Annotated in this window: 18 protein-coding genes and 1 tRNA gene; 9 read left to right on the top strand and 10 right to left on the bottom strand. The window is 50.3% G+C overall.

The genetic code is table 11. From position 1 onward, the window contains the following. Nucleotides 1-16 precede the first annotated feature (16 nt). The 4 genes from HBA93_RS07200 to HBA93_RS07185 all read left to right on the top strand — a co-directional run bounded on the left by HBA93_RS07200 (nucleotide 17) and on the right by HBA93_RS07185 (nucleotide 3,588). Complete coding sequence (locus tag HBA93_RS07200; protein WP_221722817.1) at nucleotides 17-940, top strand: XdhC family protein; 924 nt, start codon at nucleotides 17-19, stop codon at nucleotides 938-940. Further along, nucleotides 933-1,526: a nucleotidyltransferase family protein gene (locus HBA93_RS07195; RefSeq protein ID WP_221722816.1), complete on the top strand. Its 594-nt coding sequence runs from the start codon at nucleotides 933-935 to the stop codon at nucleotides 1,524-1,526. Before HBA93_RS07200 ends, HBA93_RS07195 begins: the two co-directional genes overlap by 8 nt. Before the next feature lie 248 nt (nucleotides 1,527-1,774). Continuing rightward, on the top strand, nucleotides 1,775-2,341 hold the full coding sequence (locus HBA93_RS07190; RefSeq protein ID WP_221722815.1) for a YceI family protein: 567 nt from the start codon (nucleotides 1,775-1,777) through the stop codon (nucleotides 2,339-2,341). Nucleotides 2,342-2,379: 38 nt separating this feature from the next. Beyond that, complete coding sequence (locus HBA93_RS07185) at nucleotides 2,380-3,588, top strand: lactate oxidase (protein ID WP_221722814.1); 1,209 nt, start codon at nucleotides 2,380-2,382, stop codon at nucleotides 3,586-3,588. Nucleotides 3,589-3,774: 186 nt separating this feature from the next. Here HBA93_RS07185 and arsK read toward each other — a convergent pair whose 3' ends face one another. The 7 genes from arsK to HBA93_RS07150 form a co-directional block, all read right to left on the bottom strand. Beyond that, nucleotides 3,775-4,980: an arsenite efflux MFS transporter ArsK gene (gene arsK, locus HBA93_RS07180; protein WP_221722813.1), complete on the bottom strand. Its 1,206-nt coding sequence runs from the start codon at nucleotides 4,978-4,980 to the stop codon at nucleotides 3,775-3,777. Beyond that, complete coding sequence (arsH, locus tag HBA93_RS07175; protein ID WP_353619331.1) at nucleotides 4,977-5,687, bottom strand: arsenical resistance protein ArsH; 711 nt, start codon at nucleotides 5,685-5,687, stop codon at nucleotides 4,977-4,979. The genes arsK and arsH overlap by 4 nt, the downstream gene beginning before the upstream one ends. After that, the gene (gene arsC, locus HBA93_RS07170; RefSeq protein ID WP_221722812.1) at nucleotides 5,684-6,097 is read right to left on the bottom strand and encodes an arsenate reductase (glutaredoxin); all 414 of its coding nucleotides are present in this window, start codon (nucleotides 6,095-6,097) and stop codon (nucleotides 5,684-5,686) included. Before arsC ends, arsH begins: the two co-directional genes overlap by 4 nt. Then, entirely contained in the window at nucleotides 6,097-7,146 is a 1,050-nt protein-coding gene (arsB, locus tag HBA93_RS07165) for an ACR3 family arsenite efflux transporter (RefSeq protein ID WP_221722811.1), read from the bottom strand. Before arsB ends, arsC begins: the two co-directional genes overlap by 1 nt. 92 nt (nucleotides 7,147-7,238) lie before the next feature. Next, complete coding sequence (locus tag HBA93_RS07160; RefSeq protein ID WP_221722810.1) at nucleotides 7,239-7,601, bottom strand: ArsR/SmtB family transcription factor; 363 nt, start codon at nucleotides 7,599-7,601, stop codon at nucleotides 7,239-7,241. Between the two features lie 377 nt (nucleotides 7,602-7,978). Beyond that, nucleotides 7,979-8,428: a Cu(I)-responsive transcriptional regulator gene (gene cueR, locus HBA93_RS07155; RefSeq protein WP_121992386.1), complete on the bottom strand. Its 450-nt coding sequence runs from the start codon at nucleotides 8,426-8,428 to the stop codon at nucleotides 7,979-7,981. Nucleotides 8,429-8,488: 60 nt separating this feature from the next. After that, on the bottom strand, nucleotides 8,489-10,990 hold the full coding sequence (locus HBA93_RS07150; RefSeq protein WP_221722809.1) for a heavy metal translocating P-type ATPase: 2,502 nt from the start codon (nucleotides 10,988-10,990) through the stop codon (nucleotides 8,489-8,491). 161 nt (nucleotides 10,991-11,151) lie between these two features. On the opposite strand from HBA93_RS07150, the gene HBA93_RS07145 reads away from it, so the two are divergent. Continuing rightward, nucleotides 11,152-11,346 carry a heavy-metal-associated domain-containing protein gene (locus HBA93_RS07145; protein WP_121992388.1) on the top strand — a complete coding sequence of 65 codons (195 nt, stop codon included), beginning with the start codon at nucleotides 11,152-11,154 and terminating at the stop codon, nucleotides 11,344-11,346. Between the two features lie 14 nt (nucleotides 11,347-11,360). Further along, nucleotides 11,361-11,543, top strand: a complete 183-nt coding sequence (locus HBA93_RS07140) for a hypothetical protein (RefSeq protein ID WP_122006952.1) — start codon at nucleotides 11,361-11,363, stop codon at nucleotides 11,541-11,543. 87 nt (nucleotides 11,544-11,630) lie between these two features. Here HBA93_RS07140 and HBA93_RS07135 read toward each other — a convergent pair whose 3' ends face one another. Together HBA93_RS07135 and HBA93_RS07130 are read right to left on the bottom strand one after the other, a co-directional pair. Further along, nucleotides 11,631-12,659: a 2Fe-2S iron-sulfur cluster-binding protein gene (locus HBA93_RS07135; protein ID WP_221722808.1), complete on the bottom strand. Its 1,029-nt coding sequence runs from the start codon at nucleotides 12,657-12,659 to the stop codon at nucleotides 11,631-11,633. Beyond that, the gene (locus tag HBA93_RS07130; RefSeq protein ID WP_502910055.1) at nucleotides 12,656-12,970 is read right to left on the bottom strand and encodes a glutaredoxin family protein; all 315 of its coding nucleotides are present in this window, start codon (nucleotides 12,968-12,970) and stop codon (nucleotides 12,656-12,658) included. The genes HBA93_RS07135 and HBA93_RS07130 overlap by 4 nt, the downstream gene beginning before the upstream one ends. A gap of 261 nt (nucleotides 12,971-13,231) precedes the next feature. Here HBA93_RS07130 and HBA93_RS07125 point away from each other — a divergent pair, with 261 nt between their 5' ends. Together HBA93_RS07125 and HBA93_RS07120 are read left to right on the top strand one after the other, a co-directional pair. Beyond that, on the top strand, nucleotides 13,232-14,485 hold the full coding sequence (locus tag HBA93_RS07125; protein WP_221722807.1) for an efflux RND transporter periplasmic adaptor subunit: 1,254 nt from the start codon (nucleotides 13,232-13,234) through the stop codon (nucleotides 14,483-14,485). Beyond that, nucleotides 14,482-17,694: an efflux RND transporter permease subunit gene (locus tag HBA93_RS07120; RefSeq protein ID WP_286201790.1), complete on the top strand. Its 3,213-nt coding sequence runs from the start codon at nucleotides 14,482-14,484 to the stop codon at nucleotides 17,692-17,694. The genes HBA93_RS07125 and HBA93_RS07120 overlap by 4 nt, the downstream gene beginning before the upstream one ends. A gap of 545 nt (nucleotides 17,695-18,239) precedes the next feature. On the opposite strand, the gene HBA93_RS07115 is transcribed toward HBA93_RS07120, so the two are convergent. Continuing rightward, nucleotides 18,240-18,329: transfer RNA gene (locus tag HBA93_RS07115), tRNA-Ser, on the bottom strand. Nucleotides 18,330-18,847: 518 nt separating this feature from the next. Here HBA93_RS07115 and HBA93_RS07110 point away from each other — a divergent pair. Next, nucleotides 18,848-19,156 (top strand): hypothetical protein, encoded by a 309-nt coding sequence (locus tag HBA93_RS07110; RefSeq protein ID WP_122093546.1) that lies wholly within the window; start codon nucleotides 18,848-18,850, stop codon nucleotides 19,154-19,156. Nucleotides 19,157-19,235 lie beyond the last annotated feature (79 nt).

Raw genomic sequence — 19,235 nt, 5'->3', positions numbered from 1 at the left:
ATAAGGCATCATTGCTATGGACGATGGTATCGTACCCGATAAAGTCGATGTGCATCGCTTATTTCATACAGATCAGACGATTGATGTGCTGCGTTTTGCGCATGAGATTGTGCGGCAGGGCAAGCCTTGCGCGCTGGTTATGCTGACGGAAATTATCGGCGGATCTTCCCGCGCTGCCGGTGCGATGATGGCCGTAAGTGCTGCGGGCGGTTATTGCGGTATGGTCTCCGGTGGCTGTGTTGAAGGTGTTGTTGCGCGTGAGGCTGTGCAGGCTCTGGCAGAACGACAAGACCGGACATTGCGGCTCGGCAAAGAATCTTCTTATTTTGATGTTGTACTGCCCTGCGGCGGCGGGATTGTGCTGGCTATTCATGTGCTGCGGGATGCGCAGGCACTGGATGCGGTGCTGGAACTTTACGTGCGCCGACAGAGCGCAGCATTGCTTTATCATCCTCAGCACCAGTCTTTGATCTGTTCCGCAATATCCTCCAATACCGGCTGGCATGAAGACCGGTTTGTCGTTGCTCTGCCGCCTGCATTGCGCCTTGTGCTACTGGGGCAGGGGCTGGAAAGTGAAGTGCTTTACCAGGCTGCAACAGCGCTGAATATTGAAGCCGTTCGTGATGTTCTGCCTGCGGATATTGATGAGGCAACGGCCGTGGTGTTTCTCCAGCATGATCTTGATAAAGAACTGCCGCTGCTGAAACAGGCGTTGAACAGCCGTGCCTTTTATATCGGCTGTCTCGGCAGCAGGCGCACCCATGCGGTACGGCGTGAGCAATTGCTGAAAGACGGTTTTTCAGAAGAGCAGATTGCGCGGTTGTCCGCGCCGATTGGTCTGTTCGGCCCTGTGCGTGATGCACGTTCTTTAGCTGTGTCGGTTCTGGCAGAGATCATGGCGCGCAAGACAGAGCAAGCCAAGGATGCGCGTCATGGTTGATGCGTCTTCGACCGCTGTTCTGGTGCTGGGGGCCGGGGCAGGTTCGCGCTATACGAATGGCGACAAGCTGAATGCCATGCTTGGCGGCAAGCCTGTGGCGCATCATATATTGCAGGTACTGGACGGGTTTTCATGGGGCAAACGGATTGTGACGTGCCGCAGCCTTGCGCCATGGACGAACGCCTATACGGATGCAGGCTTTACGCTGGCGCTGACAGAAGATGTTGAGACAGGCATGCTTGGCTCTCTGCATCGCGGTCTGACGGAAATTCAGAAACAGACACGGGTGCTGATTTGTCTTGCGGATATGCCACTGGTGCCGCGTTCCCATATCGAGCGTTTATTACACTTGGCTACGCGCAGCACAGTACCGGTGATTGCATCTTCATCCGGTGATTATAGCGGTCCGCCAGCTTTGTGCCTGACAGAGCATTTGAGAAGTTTGCCGCACGCAGGTGAGGGCGGAGCCCGCAGTCTTTTACCGCAGGCGGATTTTGTGGAGCAGGCTGCTCCTGCCTTTGCTGATATTGATACTGTGAATGATTTTGAGACTATCCGGCAGCTTTTTAATGCTTTCTCTGCCTGATTTTGATGAGCTCAGCCCTGCGCTACTGCTTTTCTCTTTATAAAGTCACTTAATTGTCCTGTTTTTGGAACAGAGTTTATTAAAATCCGATCTACCCGATAATGATAACCTGTCTTATTTTCCGGTCATAACAGAAGCACAGATTCCTCTAGTCTGCTGTGTTTCTTATTGTAAAACCACAAGATAATTCTGTTGCATGCAGAATATGTCTTGATGCTTTCAAGCATGACAAAAATAGGAATTCTTCAATGAAGAAAATTATATTGCCTTTGCTCGCTTCATTTCTTTCAATAACTGCAGCTCAAGCGGCTGATTACAAGCTTGATCCTGATCATACAAAGGCTGTGTTCTATATTGATCATTTTAACACTTCCACAAATAGCGGTGGTTTATACGGTATTTCAGGTGATATCAGCTATTCACCGGAAACGCAGACCGGCTCGGTAAAAGTCTCTATTCCTGTTGATACTTTGAACACCGGTATCAAAGGTTTTGATGCGCATTTGAAAAGCGCTGATCTTCTTGATGCAGCAAAGCATCCGACAATCGATTTCACATCAACCAAATGGAATATCGCTGATAACAAACTTGTTTCCGTTGACGGCAATCTGACAATCAAAGGTCAGACCCATCCGGTACAACTCAAGGCGACCAAGTTCAATTGCTATCAGAACCCGATGCTGAGTGCTGAAGTTTGTGGCGGTGATTTCGAAGTTACGATCGATCGCACCCAATGGGGCGTGGATTTCCTTGTCAAAGAAGGCATGGAAAAAATGGTCACTCTGAAAATTCAGGCAGAAGCTGTCAAACAGTAAGCTGACAGTTAATCGGCGCGTAGCCGGGAGTTTATATTATGACTAAATTTATTAGCAAAAAATATGCAGTATCATTGAGTGCGGTTGCCCTTGCTCTGTCCCTCGGTGTCGCAAATGCGGCTGATTATAAAGCCAGCACTGCAGAAGGCCCTGTTAAGATCACCAATCTGAATGAGCTGGAAGGTCAGGTTAAGGCCAATATGGATAAAGGTGCCTTCGGCTATATCCGTGGCGGCGCTGAAAACGAGCAGAACCTGCGCTCCAACACATCGGTGTTTGACAAGAAATATATTATGCCGCGCGTTATGCAGGGCATTGAATTGTCAGACATTGATCTGAAGACCAATTATCTTGGTATTGACCTGAAAACGCCGATCATTCAGGCGCCGATGGCGGCACAGGGGCTGGCACATCAGGATGGCGAGATTGCAACCGCCAAAGGCATGGCAAAAGCGGGCTCGATTTTCTCGCTGAGCACCTATGGTAATAAAACCATTGAAGAGGTGGCCGCAGTTTCTGACGGTAATCCGTTCTTCTTCCAGCTCTATATGAGCAAGAATGAAGCGTTCAATGAGTTTACCCTGAAGCGTGCTAAGGACAGCGGTGCCAAGGTGATTATTCTGACGGTTGACTCACCGGTCGGTGGTTATCGTGAAGATGACATCAAGAATGATTTTCAGTTTCCGTTAGGCTTTGCCAATCTGGAACTGTTTGCCAAGCAGAATGATGACGGTTCGAAAACCGGTAAAGGCGCGGGCATCAGTGAAATTTATGCTCAGGCTAAACAGGCTTTCACACCGGCTGATATCAAATATGTAAAAGACATGACCGGTCTGCCGGTGATTGTGAAGGGTATTCAGTCACCGGAAGATGCTGATGTGGTGATTAAAGCCGGTGCGGACAGTATCTGGGTTTCCAACCACGGTGGCCGTCAGCTTGATAGTGGTCCTGCTTCATTTGATGTTCTGCCTTCGATTGCCAAGGTTGTGAATAAGCGCGTTCCGATTGTCTTCGACAGTGGTGTGCGTCGCGGTTCGCATGTGTTTAAAGCACTGGCCAGCGGTGCCGATGTGGTCGCTGTCGGCCGTCCGATCCTCTATGGTCTTAATCTTGGTGGTGCGGAAGGTGTGAACTCCGTGATCCAGCAGCTGAATAAAGAACTGACCATCAATATGATGCTTGGTGGCGCGAAGAACATCGAAGCTGTCAAGAAAACAAAGCTCTATAGCGATAAAGATTTCGAATAATTATTATCGATATGCAGCGCGTGGGGCGGCCGGTTTTCCGGCCGCTTTTTTATGTTGGTAATGTCAAAAGGTTGTGCCCCGAAGTGTAATACAGATTTTACCTGCCACTGCTTAGGTGAAGACGGTCAGCTGTGAAAACAGCGGTTATGCAGTGTAATGCTCAGTCTAAAAAATAATTTTAAATTACTAAATACTATCTTTTGCAGACAGAATTCTCTGGATTATTAAGTACAGACTGCCTCCCGCTATCGATATGGCGATGATTATCGCTAAGGTGATGTACGCACTTGTATTCTTCAGCGCGAAGGCCATTGCAAAGGGTGCTGCGGCAGATAGCACCAATCTCGCAGACATCAGTTTTCCCTGCATCGCACCATATCCGGCGCTTCCAAATAAATATAACGGGAGAGAACCGCTTATAATGCTGAACAAACCATTGCCGAAACCAAACAGGCAGGCGAATAATATCGCCGCAGGGATATAAGGCGCACCGATCATCAATATCATAACGGATAAGGCAATGAGTGAGGCTGCGATGATGGCTAAGTTCACTGGGGATAGGGTTTTTCCCGCCATCATATTGATCAGGCGGCTGGCGACTTGCGATGGCCCGAACACTGCGCCAATAAAGGCTGCTGATTTTGCCAGGCCCAATATGGCCAGTAGCGGGATCATATGGACAAGGATTGCAGAGGATATCAGTGCTTGCAGGGAAAATGCTGTTAGCAGTACCACGAAGCCTTTATGTCTTGATGCCAAAGGCAGTGCGCCAGCTACAGAAGATATTTCTTTGCTGTCATTCTTACGTTGGTCATGAGTTGTTTTGCTGATGCGTGTCAGGGAATAATGCAGCGGCAGGCATATCACCAGATGAAGACCGGCAAAGACCAGATAGATTTGCTGCCATGTCAGCCATTGCAGAAGCAGTGAAGTGAGGGGCCAGAAGATGGTGGATGCAAAACCGGCTATCAATGTCAGATAGACAATGCTGCGCTGGGCAACCACTGGTTTGATCTGCACAAGCAGTGCAAAGGCGGCGCCGTATTGTACAAGATTGGCTGCAATCTCCACGATTGTAAGCGTTACAATGAAGGCCAGCGAATTGGGGGAGACTGCGCAAAGGATGAGAGCAAGGGCTGCAAAAGCAGAGCCGGTTGTCATAATTTGCGCGGCACCTAAGCGATCAATGAGTTTGCCCAGCCAAGGTGCCAGCACACCGCCTGCTAGCAGGGCTATGGACAATATCCCATAAACCCATTCCGTTGTTGCCTGATAGCCATCCGCAATGGACGGAGCCAGCACACTGAATGAATAGTAGAGTGTGCCGTAGCCGATGATTTGTGTGAGGCCAAGGCTCAGGATTGCATAAACAGGAAGGCGCTGATCGGTCATATGGATTTCAACGAGATACGGGTTTCCAGTTTTTCTGCGGCTTCTTTTCGTTCACTGTAACGGTCGGTCAGGTGGTCAGAAATGCCCCGTGTCAGGATGGTGAATTTGATAAGTTCTTCCATGACGTCGACAACTCTTTCATAAAATGAAGAGGGTTTCATGCGTCCGGCTTCATCAAACTCCTGCCATGCTTTGGCGACTGATGATTGGTTGGGGATTGTAATCATGCGCATCCACCGACCTAGCACACGCATTTGGTTCAAAGCATTGAAAGACTGCGAGCCGCCGGAAACCTGCATCAGTGCCAGTGTGCGACCTTGCGTCGGGCGTACAGAGCCGCCCGCTAAAGGTATCCAGTCAATTTGTGATTTCATGACCGCACTCATTGCGCCGTGGCGTTCAGGGCTGGTCCAGACTTGCCCTTCTGACCACACCATTGCTTCCCGCAACTCCTGAACCTTACTGTGATCAGCAGTCCTGTCATCTGGCAATGGCAGGCCGTCGGCATGATATATTCGTGTTTCTGCCCCCATCAATTCCAACAGGCGCTGTGCTTCAAGCGTTAAGAAGCGGCTGTAAGAACGTTCTCTCAGCGACCCGTATAGAAGCAGGATACGCGGTTTATGTGTCAGTAAAGGTGCTTGGAGCTTATCGTAATCGGGCGCACGATACGCCTGCAGGTCAAGATTGGGCAGTGTCACGATTATCTGTCCTTTTGCTCATAGGTGACCTGTTCCCCGTCTTCTTTGGTAAAGTTGACAGCGGGATTTTCCAGAAGATCAAGAACACGTTCTGACGGGCGACAAAGGGCTGTGCCACGAGGTGTGGCCACAACCGGTCTGTTCATCAGAATCGGATGTTGCACAATGAAATCCAGCAACTGATCGTCTGACCATTTCGTATTGGCTAAATCCAGTTCGGCAAAAGGCGTGCCTTTTTCCCGCAGCAAATCCCGCACGGAAATTTTCATGGCAGCAACAAGTTCTGACAACTGTTCTTTGGATAGCGGTGTTTGCAGATATTCAATGATGACAGGCTCTTCACCGCTGGCGCGGATCATAGCGAGTGTGTTGCGTGAAGTTCCGCATTTAGGGTTGTGATAGATTGTAACGGACATCAGATATCACCTGTTTTGGTTTGATTATTGCCTTGTTCATACCAGCCTTTAGACCGGTTCACGATCCAGACAACGGAGAGCATAACGGGGACTTCCACCAAGACGCCGACAACTGTTGCAAGGGCGGCACCGGAACTGAAGCCGAAAAGACTGATGGCTGCGGCAACGGCTAATTCGAAGAAGTTTGAAGCGCCGATCATTGCAGACGGGCCTGCGATGCAATGCTGTTCGCCTGACATCCGGTTCAGGAGATAGGCCAGACCGGAGTTGAAATAGACCTGGATCAGGATCGGTATTGCCAGCATGGCGATAATCAGTGGCTGGGCTATGATCTGTTCTCCCTGAAAACCAAAGAGCAAAACAAGCGTGGCAAGAAGTGCGACCAGCGATAATGGCTGTAATGCCTTCAGCAGTTTGTTTAAGGGATGTCCATCATTCTTGGAGAGCAGGCTGCGTCGTATCAGTTGTGCGATGATGACGGGAAAGATGATGTACAAAACCACTGAGAAAATCAGCGTATTCCACGGTACGGTGATAGCAGACAAGCCTAAGAGCAGCCCGACAATCGGGGCAAAAGCAATGACCATGATCGCATCATTCAGTGCCACCTGTGACAGGGTGAAATGAGGTTCGCCCTTAATCAGGTTAGACCAGACAAAGACCATAGCGGTACATGGTGCTGCGGCAAGAATAATCAGGCCAGCTATGTAAGAGTCGATTTGCTCTTGCGGGAGATATGGCCGGAACAGCCAGCCGATGAACAGCCAGCCCAGCAAGGCCATAGAGAAGGGTTTAACCGCCCAATTGACGAAGAGTGTCACGCTGATACCGCGCCAATACTGCCCGACCTGACGCATCGCTGAGAAGTCGATTTTAAGCAGCATGGGAATGATCATCAGCCAGATCAGTATGGCAACAGGTATATTGACCTTTGCAACCTCTGCTGCCCCGACCATATGAAAAGCAGCAGGGAACAGATGTCCCAGGGCAATTCCTATGATGATACATAAAGCGACCCAAAGCGTCAGATATCGTTCAAATATAGACATGACTTTTCCTTGACTGGTTTCATGTCATGGAGCGAAACCAGCCTTATTCAGATGTGATAATCAGAGAATTTCAGATTGTTATGCAGGAGGATTCAGACTGGATGATCCGGCTGCTCCTTTGACGTACAGCAGGGCGTAAGACTCTGGATAAGGGGAGTGCAGAGTTCTTCACTGCCGCCACAACAATCCTTGATCATGAAAAGCGTCAGTTCCCGAAATACATCAAGATCAGCGCGGTAGATGATCGACCGGCTCAGACGTTCCCCTTTGATCAATCCTGCGCGGGACAGCGTGGACAGGTGGGCTGACATTGTATTCTGGGGCACATCCAATACACGTGCCAGTTCACCTGCCGGTAAACCGTTCGGTTCGTGTTTGACCAGTAACCGGAAAGTTTCCAGTCGTGTGGTCTGTGCTAAGGCTGCGAGTGCCGTGATTGCCGTTTCATTTTCCATATATCCAGAATAATGGATATATAAATGATGTCAATTGTTTTAATCAGTTAATTTGGTGAGGAAATGATGTGAAGGCATGAATTGCTGATGCTTGCTGCGGCCCATTTTGGCGGGGTTAACTGCTCGCCAATTCAGATCGTTGCAGAACTTGAAAAACAATCCTCCGCTTAAAGCTTTACCACTGCTGTATAAAGCCATTGTCTTTATACAGCAGTGGTAAAAGCATTTTTGTAGCGCTTGTATAAGAGAAACAAGTACCAACACGAGTTTGACGAGTTGCCTGACAATTCGGCCAAATGTTCTGGCAGCATCAAGGGTGCGTTTATGTGTCAGGCCCGATAATATGATCATATAGCGGCAGAGTTGGTGTCCCCGTTTCATTGCAACCGGCGATCCACAGCGCCACGCCTCGGCCGGATAGAGAGATCTTCATCTTCCGGATCTGTCTCGAGGCGTTTCAGGATCGGGCAGTGAGGCCGGTGGTCACCCTGACAGGCATTGACCAGCATTGTCAGTGTGTTGGACATATCTTGCAGAGCTTTGATTTTAACTGCCAGCTCGTCAATATGGCCTTGTGCCATTTGTTTGACTTCTGCGCTTTTGCGAGAATCATCCCGCCACAGACTGAGAAGGTCGCTGATTTCGGCAACGGAAAACCCCAGATCCCGTGCCCGCCGGATGAAGCGGAGCATATGGATATCGGTGTTGGAATAATCACGATAGCCGGCGGATGTGCGGTCAGCGACCGGCACAAGCCCGATTTGCTCATAATAGCGGATCATTTTAGCTGATACGCCGGAAGCTTTTGCTGCCTGACCAATATTCATTTCGTTTTCCTTTAAACATTTTGCAGCCGGTCAGAGGGAGTGACCGGCTGCAAGGTTTTGTTAGCTGGCGATTTTGAATGAACGCAAGCGCAGGGCGTTACCCAGCACAAACACACTGGACAGTGCCATGGCGCCGGCGGCAAAAACCGGTGAAAGCAGTATGCCATAGGCCGGATAAAGCAGGCCTGCTGCAACCGGAACCAGCGCTGTATTATAGGCGAATGCCCAGAATAGGTTCTGCCGGATATTACCGATGGTGGCTTTTGACAGGGCAATTGCATTTGGTACGCCCTGCAAACTACCGGACATCAGCACAACATCTGCCGCTTCAATGGCGATATCAGTTCCTGTGCCGATGGCCAGACCCACATCCGCCTCGGCCAGTGCCGGCGCATCATTAATGCCATCGCCAACGAAAGCAGTCTGACCATATTGAGCCTTCAGGCGGCGGATAGCTTCGACTTTGCCGTCCGGCAACACTTCAGCCACCACTTCATCAATGCCCAGACGTGCTGCAATCGCTTTGGCTGTGCGGGCATTGTCACCGGTAATCATTGCCACTTTGAGGCCGAGATTATGCATGGCTTTAATGGCCGCAGGTGTGGTTTCCTTGATCGGATCGGCAACAGCAATGATGGCTGCCAGCTTGCCGTCGATTGCCGCATAAAGCGGAGATTTACCTTCATTACCAAGACGTTCAGCAACTTTGGCAAAAGCAGATACATCATGGCCGAGTTCGGTCATATACCGGTCTGCACCAATCTCAATGCGTTTGCCATCCACTACCGCTTTGACACCGAAACCTGTTACCGATTCAAAATCGGATACGGGTGACAATGAAAGCCCTTCATCTGCTGCCGCATCAACAATGGCACGGGCAATCGGATGTTCCGATTTCGCCTCTACTGCTGCAACAAGAGCCAGCACATTGGCACGATCGAAGCCATTTGCCAGTTCCAGATCTGTCAGAGCAGGTTTACCCTCAGTCAGCGTGCCTGTTTTATCGAGAGCGACAACCTTGGCATCTTTGAGCAATTGCAGCGCTTCGCCTTTGCGAAAAAGAACACCGAGTTCAGCACCGCGACCGGTGCCGACCATAATAGAGGTTGGTGTTGCCAGACCCATGGCACACGGGCAGGCGATAATCAGAACGGCAACGGCATTCACCAATGCGAAAGTCAGTGCCGGTGACGGGCCGAGAATGAGCCATGCGGCAAATGTCAGAGCGGCCACCGCAAAGACAGCCGGTACAAACCACATGGTCACTTTGTCGACCAGTGCCTGAATTGGCAGTTTGGAACCCTGAGCCTCTTCAACCATACGGATGATCTGGGACAGGACAGTGTTACCACCGACGGCGGTTGCACGATAGGCAAAGGCCCCTTTCTGATTGACCGTGCCGCCGACGATCTCACTGCCAATGGATTTTGCCACAGGGATCGGCTCGCCGGTGATCATGGATTCGTCGACATAGCTGGTACCTTCGATGACTTCGCCATCGACCGGCAGACGCTCACCCGGGCGAACTTCAACAATATCACCGGACACAACATCATCAATCGGCAGATCGACGGCCTGACCATTTCTGCGCACCCGTGCGGTTTTTGCCTGAAGACCGGCCAGACGCTTGATCGCCTCGGAAGTACGTCCTTTAGCGCGGGCTTCCAACAACCGGCCAAGCAGGATCAGCGTGACAATAACGGCTGCCGCTTCATAATAGACATTGATGGTACCGGTAGGCAGAAGGCCAGGCGCAAAGGTTGCAACCAGCGAATAGCCGTAAGCTGCAAGCGTGCCGACAGCTACCAGCGAGTTCATATCCGGTGCAAAACGCATAAGCGCCGGAAGTCCTTTTTCATAAAACCGGATACCCGGAATGAAGAGCACCAAAGTCGTCAGAGCAAACTGGATATACCAGTTCCACTGCATGCCGATGGTTGATTCAATCAGCCCGTGCACACCCGGAATAATATGCGATCCCATTTCCATCAGGAAAACAGGAAGCATCAGAACCCCAGCTATGGTGAAATCGCGGGTCAGTTCACGCCGTTCGGTTTCTTTTCTCTCTGCGCGTGCGTCATCCTCATTGCTGCTCTGGCTACCTGAGCCTGCAATCAGCTTGGCCTCATAACCGGCATCAGCAATTGCGGCGATCAGGTCTGCGGTACTCGCCGTTCCGTGAATAGTTGCGCGTTCTGTTGCCAGATTGACCACAGCATTTGTAACGCCCGAAATAGCTTTCAATGCGCGTTCAACACGGCCGACACAGGATGCGCAGGTCATGCCTTCAACGGAGAGCTCTACAGGGCCGGTCGCCGCAGGCATTTGCGCAGGTACAGAGTAGCCGGCCTTTTCGATGGCTTCGATTAATCTCACGCGAGGGACAGTTGAGTCGGTTGTGATATTTGCGCGCTCTGTTGCCAGATTGACCGATACAGTTTCAACACCCGGCACTGCTTTGAGTGCACGTTCAATACTGCCGACGCAGGATGCGCAGGTCATTCCTTCAACAGGTAAGGACACAGTTTCAGATAAGTCTTTTGCTCGAACGGGGGCATTCATAGCCGCCTCCTTTTCTTTCCGAAAATTTAAATTCGGTATGAGCATGAGGCTTCCAACAATTGGAAGGTCAAGAGCAAAAATTTATTTGTTTTCACTCTTGACCTTTCCATGGTTGGAAACCCCATCTTGATGTCATGAGAGCCAAATAAAGGAGAAGTCTCATGGAACTGAAAATCGAAAATATGACCTGCGGTGGCTGCGCTAAATCCGTGACCAAAGCCATTCAGTCGGTGGATGCTAATGCGAAGATTGAAACCGATCCGGCAACACGGCTGGTAAGAATTGAAACTGCTGTCAGTTCTGATGCACTGCAGAAAGTTCTCGAAGAGGCAGGTTATCCCGCAGCTGTAAACTAAACAGGTGAATGATTATGAACAAGCTGAGCCTCATTCTTATTGCAGGCGCACTTGCTGTGAGTGTCGGGCTGGTATTTGTACAAAACCGGCTGGAAATGAAAGGCGGAATGCAAGGGCATTCCATGCAGGGTATGACAATGCCGGATCATGCAATGCGGACAGAAGAGGCGTCTTCTGAGTCGGCACCGGTGCCGTGACAATCAGCTGGCAATGTGTTGAGGATTCGCTATATCCGCATCATGAAGAACCCGCTGCGATTATTTCGCAGCGGGTTTTACTGTATTTTATTCGGCTACAGCCGCGATTGGTAATGTTTCCGGCGTGAAGAATATATCAGCATGCATATCTTCTTTTTGTAATCCGCGGGCAAAAGTAACAGCCATTGCTGCATCCACCATTAATGGTGGCCCCGCGACATAAGCTTTCCAGCTGCTGAAATCAGAAATGTCTTCTGCAACCGCGCGGGTCACAAAACCGCTTCGGTAAAGTTCAGAGCGTGCCTCTGATAAGACCGGTGTGAAAGACAGGTTCGGATGCTTTTCTGTCAGACCGCGAAAATGCTCCGTGAGATAAAGATCACGTTCGGAGCGTGCGCCGAAATAGACATGAATCCTCTGTTTCATACCATGGGCAAGAGCGGTTTCTACAATAGATTTGATCGGGGCAAGTCCTGAGCCTCCGGCAATACACAGGATCGGGTCACTATGATACTGCCGCAGGAACGAAGCCCCTAAAGCGACCTCCATCTTTATGGGATCACCGGTTTTCAATGTCTGATGTACATAGCCGGATGTAATGCCTGCGGGAACATGGCGGATGTGAAATTCTAAGTGTCTCTCACCGGAGTGGTTTGCCATGGAGTAACTGCGGGAAGGTACGCTGTTAAAGCTGAGTTCAGCATATTGACCTGCTTCAAAATTCAGTGGCAAACCATTTTCAGGTGTGACCTGCACCAGCTTGATATCATGGGTGAGATCTTCAATACGGGTAACAATGCCTTTTACCCGCTGCGCAGGTTGCAGTTCTTCATGCTCTGTGCCCAGCCACGCCACAGCTGCATCTGTCAGCGGTACAGAACGGCATGCAAGGATCAGGCCATCTGCTTTTTCCTCATCAGACAGGGCAAAACGGGAATGCTGAAGCATTTCCACTTCCCCTTCAATAAGGCGGGATTTGCAGGAGCCGCAACGGCCGGATTTGCAACCGTGAGGATAGGAAATACCTGATGTCAAAGCCGCTTCCAGCAGAGTTTGCCCGTCAGCACAGGTAATACTGCTGCGGGCCTGACGGATATCAATGCGTTTTGATGTCATCGTTGTGCCTCTGATGTTTTCAGCTGTGCATCTGACAAACCTAGTGCCTTCATTAAACCGGGTTTCTGGCTCAAAAATGTGCCGTAAAAAACCTGATCGCCGACAATGCTGATCGGTGCAACACGCACACCGGTACGTGTTTTGGCTTCTTCTGCGATCAGCGGATCGGTGAGATCACGTTCCTCATAGGCAATCTTTTGCTGGGCGAGCCAACGCTTGAGTGCATGGCAATCGGGGCAGGTCGGAGTTGTATAGATGAGGAGTTGCGGTGTACCGGCATTCATCTTTTTGCCTTTCTCTGAATGGGACAAGGTTCCTCTGAAAACAGCGACTGAATTGTGCTGACAGAACAACATTGCAGGCACGATGCGGCTTCCAGCGCTTGTAAGGTCAAGAGCTGTTTCCGGCCGAAAAACGAAACGTTACAAAGCGGGGAGGGATGCTTATCGGAGCAAGACAGAAATTTTTTGTTTTGCTTTTAAGGCTCTTGACCTTTCCATCGTTGGAAACACCACCTTCATCAAAATTGAGCGCGGTATCTCCTGAAGATGCCTTTATGAAGGTAAACTGAAATGAAAAAGAAAATCACGGCACTGTACTTGACCGGTGTCGTTATTATCGGCGGGGCATTATTTTATCCCGATAAAGCAGAGCTGTATGTCAGCCGTTTCCTCACATTTCTCTCGTCGGCCGCTATTCCTTATGCTGCCGCGCAATCGGGAGAAATGCCCGCACCGCAGGTGCCTGTAGCAGAAGTCGTAACGCGTAAGGTTGCTCTGTCTACAGAATTTACCGGCCATCTGGAGGCAAGCAAGCTGGTGGAACTGCGCCCGCGTGTTGGTGGTGCAATTGAGACAGTGAGTGTCCCGGAGGGAGAGCTGGTTCAATCGGGGCAAGCTCTGTTTGAGATTGATGCCAGACCGTTTCAGGTCGTTCTTGATGCTGCCAAGGCGGAGTTGCAGCAGGCGGAAGTTTTGCTGGAGCATGCTGAAACCAATTTCAAGCGCACAGCCAGTCTTGCGCCAAACGGCACAGTCTCCCGAAAAACTTTTGACGATGCTCAGGCTGCACGCAGTCAGCGTCAGGCTCAGCTTGCTATCGCTAAAGCGGCGGTTGCCGCTGCCGAGCTTGATCTGTCCTTTACCCGCGTGACTGCTCCTGTTGACGGGCGCGTTGACCGCGTTTTGGTGCATGAAGGCAATCTGGTAGCAGGGGGAAATGCTGGCAATGCGACATTGCTTACGACTATCGTCAGCACCGATCCGCTCTATGTATATTTCGACATTGATGAGGCGACTTATCTCAGCTTTGTCGCGCGTGCCTGGGCTCAGGAACATGGCAAAGCTAACGCCGCATTGCCGGTGCAGATCGCACTGATGACGGATAAAGAGTTCACCTATAACGGGGCTCTGGATTTTATCAGTAATCGTATCGACAGAAGTACCGGCACCATTCGTGCCCGTGCTGTCGTTGAAAATCCTGAAGGCATACTGGCCCCCGGACTTTTTGCACGCATAAAACTGGCGACCTCAGAGCCGCTGCAAACAGTTCTGATTGATGATCAGGCCATCGGTACAGATCAGGGGCGTCGTTATGTGCTGGTTTTAGGTGAGGGCAATAAAGCCGAATTTCGTCCGGTGGAAATCGGGACGATAGTCGATGGTTTGCGCGTTATTTCTTCCGGTCTGCAAGTGGGTGAAAAGATCATTGTGAAGGGGCTTGTTGGCCCCGGCATGCAGGTCACGCCACAGATGATTTCAATGGTACCGGAGCGGGTTTCTGACAGCGCTCAGGCAGAAGCGTCTCAACAGGAGGCGCGTCGATGAATATCCCGCGCTTTTTTGTCGACCGCCCGATTTTTGCGGTCGTGCTTTCTGTCCTGATGCTGATTGCAGGCGGACTGACCCTGCTGAAACTGCCGCTGAGTGAATATCCTCAGGTCACACCACCGACGGTGCAGGTCACGGCGAGCTATCCGGGAGCCAATCCGGAAGTGATTGCCGAAACTGTCGCTGCGCCATTGGAACAGGCGATTAACGGCGTCGAGAATATGCTCTATATGGGTTCGCAGGCTGCAACCGACGGGCGTATGACGCTGACAATTGCGTTCCAGCAGGGCACTGATCCTGATATGGCGCAAATTCAGGTGCAAAACCGCGTTGCCCGTGTGCTGCCACGCCTGCCGCAGGAAGTGCAGCGCATCGGTGTTGTGACGCAAAAAACCTCGCCGGATATTCTGATGGTGGTGCATCTGGTGTCACCGGATGGGCGTTATGACCCGCTCTACTTATCCAATTATGCGCTTTTGCAGGTGCGTGATCAGCTGGCGCGCGTGCCGGGGGTTGGTGATGTGCTGGTCTGGGGCGCCGGCGAATATTCGATGCGGGTCTGGCTTGACCCGAATAAAGTTGCGGCACGCGGTCTGACCGCGTCCGATGTGATTGCATCAATTCAGGAACAGAATGTGCAGGTCGCTGCCGGCTCGGTCGGGCAGCAACCGGATGCGTCTTCCGCATTTCAGGTAACAGTTAACACACTTGGCAGGTTGTCGAATGAGGAGCAGTTCGGCGATATTGTTGTTAAAACCGGTTCTGAGGGACAGGTAACCCGCCTGCGGGATGTTGCCCGTATCGAACTTGGTGCGGATGCTTATGCGCTGCGCAGTCTGTTGGACGGTAAACCTGCGCTGGCAATTCAGATCATCCAAAGTCCGGGTGCTAACGCGCTGGATGTGTCCGCAGCTGTTCGCGATACGATGAGCGAACTGGAAAAGGATTTTCCGGAGGGTATAGAATCCCGCATCGCCTATGATCCGACTGTTTTCGTTAAGGCTTCGCTGGAAGCTGTGGTCGTGACATTGCTTGAAGCCATCGTACTGGTGGTTCTTGTGGTCGTGCTGTTTCTGCAGACATGGCGCGCTTCGATTATTCCGCTTGTTGCCGTACCGGTATCACTGGTCGGTACATTCGCCCTGATGTATCTGTTCGGCTTCTCGCTAAATACATTGTCGCTGTTCGGGCTGGTGCTTTCTATCGGTATCGTGGTCGATGATGCGATTGTGGTTGTTGAAAATGCAGAGCGCCATATCGCCTTGGGAGAAACACCCAAAGAAGCGGCGCGCAAAGCCATGGATGAAGTGACGGGGCCGATTATCGCCATTACCTCGGTGTTGTCGGCAGTGTTTATTCCTTCTGCCTTCCTCACCGGATTACAGGGGGAATTCTACCGGCAATTCGCCCTGACGATTGCTATTTCAACCATTCTGTCCGCAATTAATTCTTTGACACTGTCTCCGGCGCTGGCTGGTGTTTTGCTGAAACCGCATCATGGCGAAGTGAAGCGCGACAGGCTTACCATGATCATTGACCGGTTGTTCGGCTGGTTCTTCCGGCGCTTCAACCTGTTCTTTGATCGTGCTTCCAATGCCTATGTTTGGTCGGTACGCCGCGCTATCCGGTTCAGCGGATTTGTTTTGCTGTTTTATGTGGCGCTGGTCGGCACGACATGGCTTGGTTTTCAGACAGTGCCAATTGGCTTCGTACCGGCACAGGATAAATATTATCTGGTTGGTATTGCCCAATTGCCAAGCGGCGCTTCGCTTGATCGCACGGAGGCTATGGTCAAAACCATGTCCGAAATCGCATTGGCAGAGCCGGGGGTAGAAAGCGTTGTCGCATTTCCGGGGCTTTCGGTGAATGGCATGGTCAATATTCCGAATGCTGCCGTGATGTTTACGATGCTCAAGCCTTTTGATGAACGGAAAGATCCGTCATTATCTGCTTTTGCGATTGCAGGCCGCTTGATGGGTAAATTCAGTCAGATACCCGATGGTTTCGCGGGTATTTTCCCGCCGCCGCCTGTGCCGGGTCTCGGTTCTACTGGTGGTTTTAAAATTCAGCTTGAAGATCGCGCCGGACTTGGTTTTGAGGCATTAGCAAAAACGCAGGGTGAAATCATGGCTAAGGCGATGCAAACACCGGAACTGGCAGGTATGCTGGCCAGTTTCCAAGTGAATGCGCCGCAGGTGCAGGTTGATATCGACCGCGTCAAAGCGAAAATACAAGGCGTGCCGCTCAATACAATATTTGAAACATTGCAGGTCTATCTCGGCTCACTCTATGCCAATGATTTCAACCGTTTTGGCCGTACCTATCGTGTGATGGTGCAGGCCGATGCTCCCTTCCGTATGCAGCCGCAGGATATCGGACGCCTGAAAGTGCGTAATGCCGCCGGAGATATGATCCCGCTATCAGCTTTGCTGACAGTGAAGGATAGCTCGGGACCGGATCGCATCATGCATTATAACGGTTTCCCTTCGGCGGATATTAGTGGCAGCCCTGCACCCGGCTATTCTTTCGGACAGGCAACCGCCGCGATAGAGCGCATAGCTCTGGAAACAATGCCGGCCGGTATGGCTTTTGAATGGACGGAACTTGCCTATCAGGAAAAACAGGCAGGCAATGCAGCCATGTATGTTTTCCCGCTGTCTGTATTGCTCGCTTTTCTCATTCTTGCGGCACAATATAACAGCTGGTCGTTGCCTTTTTCGGTTCTGCTGATCGCACCAATGGCATTGTTGTCAGCGATTGCCGGTGTCTGGCTCACAGGCGGAGATAACAATATTTTCACCCAGATCGGCTTTGTTGTTCTGGTGGGGCTTGCTGCTAAAAACGCTATTCTGATTGTGGAATTTGCCAGAGCCAAAGAGGATGAAGGTGTTGATCCGCTTAATGCGGTTCTGGAAGCGGCAAGACTGCGTTTGCGACCGATCCTGATGACTTCGCTTGCTTTCATTGCCGGTGTTGTTCCTCTGATGCTGGCAACAGGGGCGGGAGCAGAAATGCGTCATGTCATGGGTATTGCTGTTTTTGCTGGCATGCTGGGGGTGACGTTGTTTGGTCTTGTGCTGACGCCGGTATTTTACGTGCTGGTGCGGCGTATGGCGATTGCCCGTGAAAAACCGAAAGCCGGAGTAACCGATGCCTTCACAAATAAAACGGGAGTGCATGTTAATGAGAAAAACGGTATTTTCTGATTACAGGCAGATCTTCATTTCAGTGTAAATTTAAGCGGTGATAATAGAAGATGTGTTGAAAGCACTGCCTATGCCCCCGACCAGCCCCGTTCCGAGTGGCTGGTCAGAGGCGAGGAACGGGGGAGGAAAACCGTAGTCTCTTCTACTCTAGCTACCTCACTTACATGGGGCTTTGAGGCGCTTCCGGTTTACACCCTGACTATGAATGAAATCGAGAACATGGGTATGAAGTACGCATGATGCGCTATGCCGGTAGCGTATCAAGTGTGATTAAACACGTATCTCGGATGCACCGGATTTGTTACATGTCTTCAATCATTTGATCGAAATGGTTTATATGGCTGTCTCTGACTTACAGAGTACAGTTCAGGCAGAAGCACTTTAGCAAGTTTGTGAATAGCATAGTATCAGCTATCAGAAGCTGGCGGCTTGTTTATGATTTGCGGCACCATAAAAAGCATTTCAAAACCAGTTTTGCCGGGAAGGGGAGTATATATGCTATGACCTTGAAATATGTAGTAAGTCAATGTCTTGAAAATGATAACTGGCGGAGAGAGCGGGATTCGAACCCGCGATACGGTTCCCCGTATACACACTTTCCAGGCGTGCGCCTTCAACCACTCGGCCACCTCTCCACTCAAGACTGATATTTAATAAGCAATATCAATCACAACGGCGTATCTTCAAACAGTGGTCAGCTGTTAAACGACCGTTGCGGCGCGGAATATAGCTATAAAAGCCGGATGTTCAACCATTATTTCGCGTTTCATTGAATTCATTTGATTTTACAGACGGAAAACAATGAAATCATGCGTGAAATCAGATGGATAATTTATTTAAGATATTGAATTTATTGATTTTTATATTTTTGAGGTTTTGTGGAAAATATCACTGAATTTCCTGCTGTCAGAGCATGGTTTTATCCGTTTTGGGCTGACCTGTCTGAAGTTTGTGACGAAACAGGTCGAATCTTATGTCAAAAAGGGGAGATATTTTTTGCCAAATGAAGGAGAGACCTACGGTCTTTTTAGTGAATTATCATTTTATATTAGAAAAATTTAATAGCCTGTCTGTCAGGAATGCTCCTTGTGATAGAATGATGGTCAGAGTTGTTTTTTGAGTTCTGGATTGCAGAAAACGGATATGGGTTATTATGCGTGTGCTTTTTAATTTTCTGGCGCTTTGGTCGTTAGGTGCCAGCTTGTTATTTGCTGTTTTTGATATTGCGCGATCAATTGCGCAGCTTCGTTTGGTTGTGACGCCTTTTTTGCAAAGCTTGCAGGATTATCTGCCTGAATATTTGGCTGCTTTTGCCGGTTTTATACGGCAGGTTTTCTGGGCTGGCTTTTGGGACCGGTGGATGGTTCCGGTGTTGAATATGCCCGGATGGTTCTTATTTTTAGTGCTGAGTATAGTGTGTTTTGCTGTCGGAACGATCGGGCGCAAATCTTATGCGCGTTAACGCGCAGAGAATTGTAAGCGCGTTCTGCCCGTATGTCGTTACGACTAAATAGATAATACAGCATTTCCGTTGTTGTGGT

This window comes from Ochrobactrum sp. SFR4 (genome assembly GCF_019730395.1).
In the GTDB taxonomy this organism is placed as follows: domain Bacteria; phylum Pseudomonadota; class Alphaproteobacteria; order Rhizobiales; family Rhizobiaceae; genus Pseudochrobactrum.
Note: the sequence above shows the minus strand (reverse complement) of the source record. Positions and strands in the feature narration are given on the sequence as shown.

Excerpts from the sequence above, each read along its gene's own strand:
- HBA93_RS07135 (WP_221722808.1), bottom strand. The coding sequence starts at position 12,659 with ATGACATCAAAACGCATTGATATCCGTCAGGCCCGCAGCAGTATTACC.
- HBA93_RS07125 (WP_221722807.1), top strand. The coding sequence starts at position 13,232 with ATGAAAAAGAAAATCACGGCACTGTACTTGACCGGTGTCGTTATTATC.
- arsB (WP_221722811.1), bottom strand. The coding sequence starts at position 7,146 with ATGTCTATATTTGAACGATATCTGACGCTTTGGGTCGCTTTATGTATC.
- HBA93_RS07110 (WP_122093546.1), top strand. The coding sequence starts at position 18,848 with ATGCGTGTGCTTTTTAATTTTCTGGCGCTTTGGTCGTTAGGTGCCAGC.
- cueR (WP_121992386.1), bottom strand. The coding sequence starts at position 8,428 with ATGAATATTGGTCAGGCAGCAAAAGCTTCCGGCGTATCAGCTAAAATG.
- HBA93_RS07160 (WP_221722810.1), bottom strand. The coding sequence starts at position 7,601 with ATGGAAAATGAAACGGCAATCACGGCACTCGCAGCCTTAGCACAGACC.
- HBA93_RS07195 (WP_221722816.1), top strand. The coding sequence starts at position 933 with ATGGTTGATGCGTCTTCGACCGCTGTTCTGGTGCTGGGGGCCGGGGCA.
- HBA93_RS07145 (WP_121992388.1), top strand. The coding sequence starts at position 11,152 with ATGGAACTGAAAATCGAAAATATGACCTGCGGTGGCTGCGCTAAATCC.
- arsC (WP_221722812.1), bottom strand. The coding sequence starts at position 6,097 with ATGTCCGTTACAATCTATCACAACCCTAAATGCGGAACTTCACGCAAC.
- HBA93_RS07150 (WP_221722809.1), bottom strand. The coding sequence starts at position 10,990 with ATGAATGCCCCCGTTCGAGCAAAAGACTTATCTGAAACTGTGTCCTTA.
- HBA93_RS07190 (WP_221722815.1), top strand. The coding sequence starts at position 1,775 with ATGAAGAAAATTATATTGCCTTTGCTCGCTTCATTTCTTTCAATAACT.
- HBA93_RS07200 (WP_221722817.1), top strand. The coding sequence starts at position 17 with ATGGACGATGGTATCGTACCCGATAAAGTCGATGTGCATCGCTTATTT.
- arsK (WP_221722813.1), bottom strand. The coding sequence starts at position 4,980 with ATGACCGATCAGCGCCTTCCTGTTTATGCAATCCTGAGCCTTGGCCTC.
- HBA93_RS07120 (WP_286201790.1), top strand. The coding sequence starts at position 14,482 with ATGAATATCCCGCGCTTTTTTGTCGACCGCCCGATTTTTGCGGTCGTG.
- HBA93_RS07185 (WP_221722814.1), top strand. The coding sequence starts at position 2,380 with ATGACTAAATTTATTAGCAAAAAATATGCAGTATCATTGAGTGCGGTT.
- HBA93_RS07140 (WP_122006952.1), top strand. The coding sequence starts at position 11,361 with ATGAACAAGCTGAGCCTCATTCTTATTGCAGGCGCACTTGCTGTGAGT.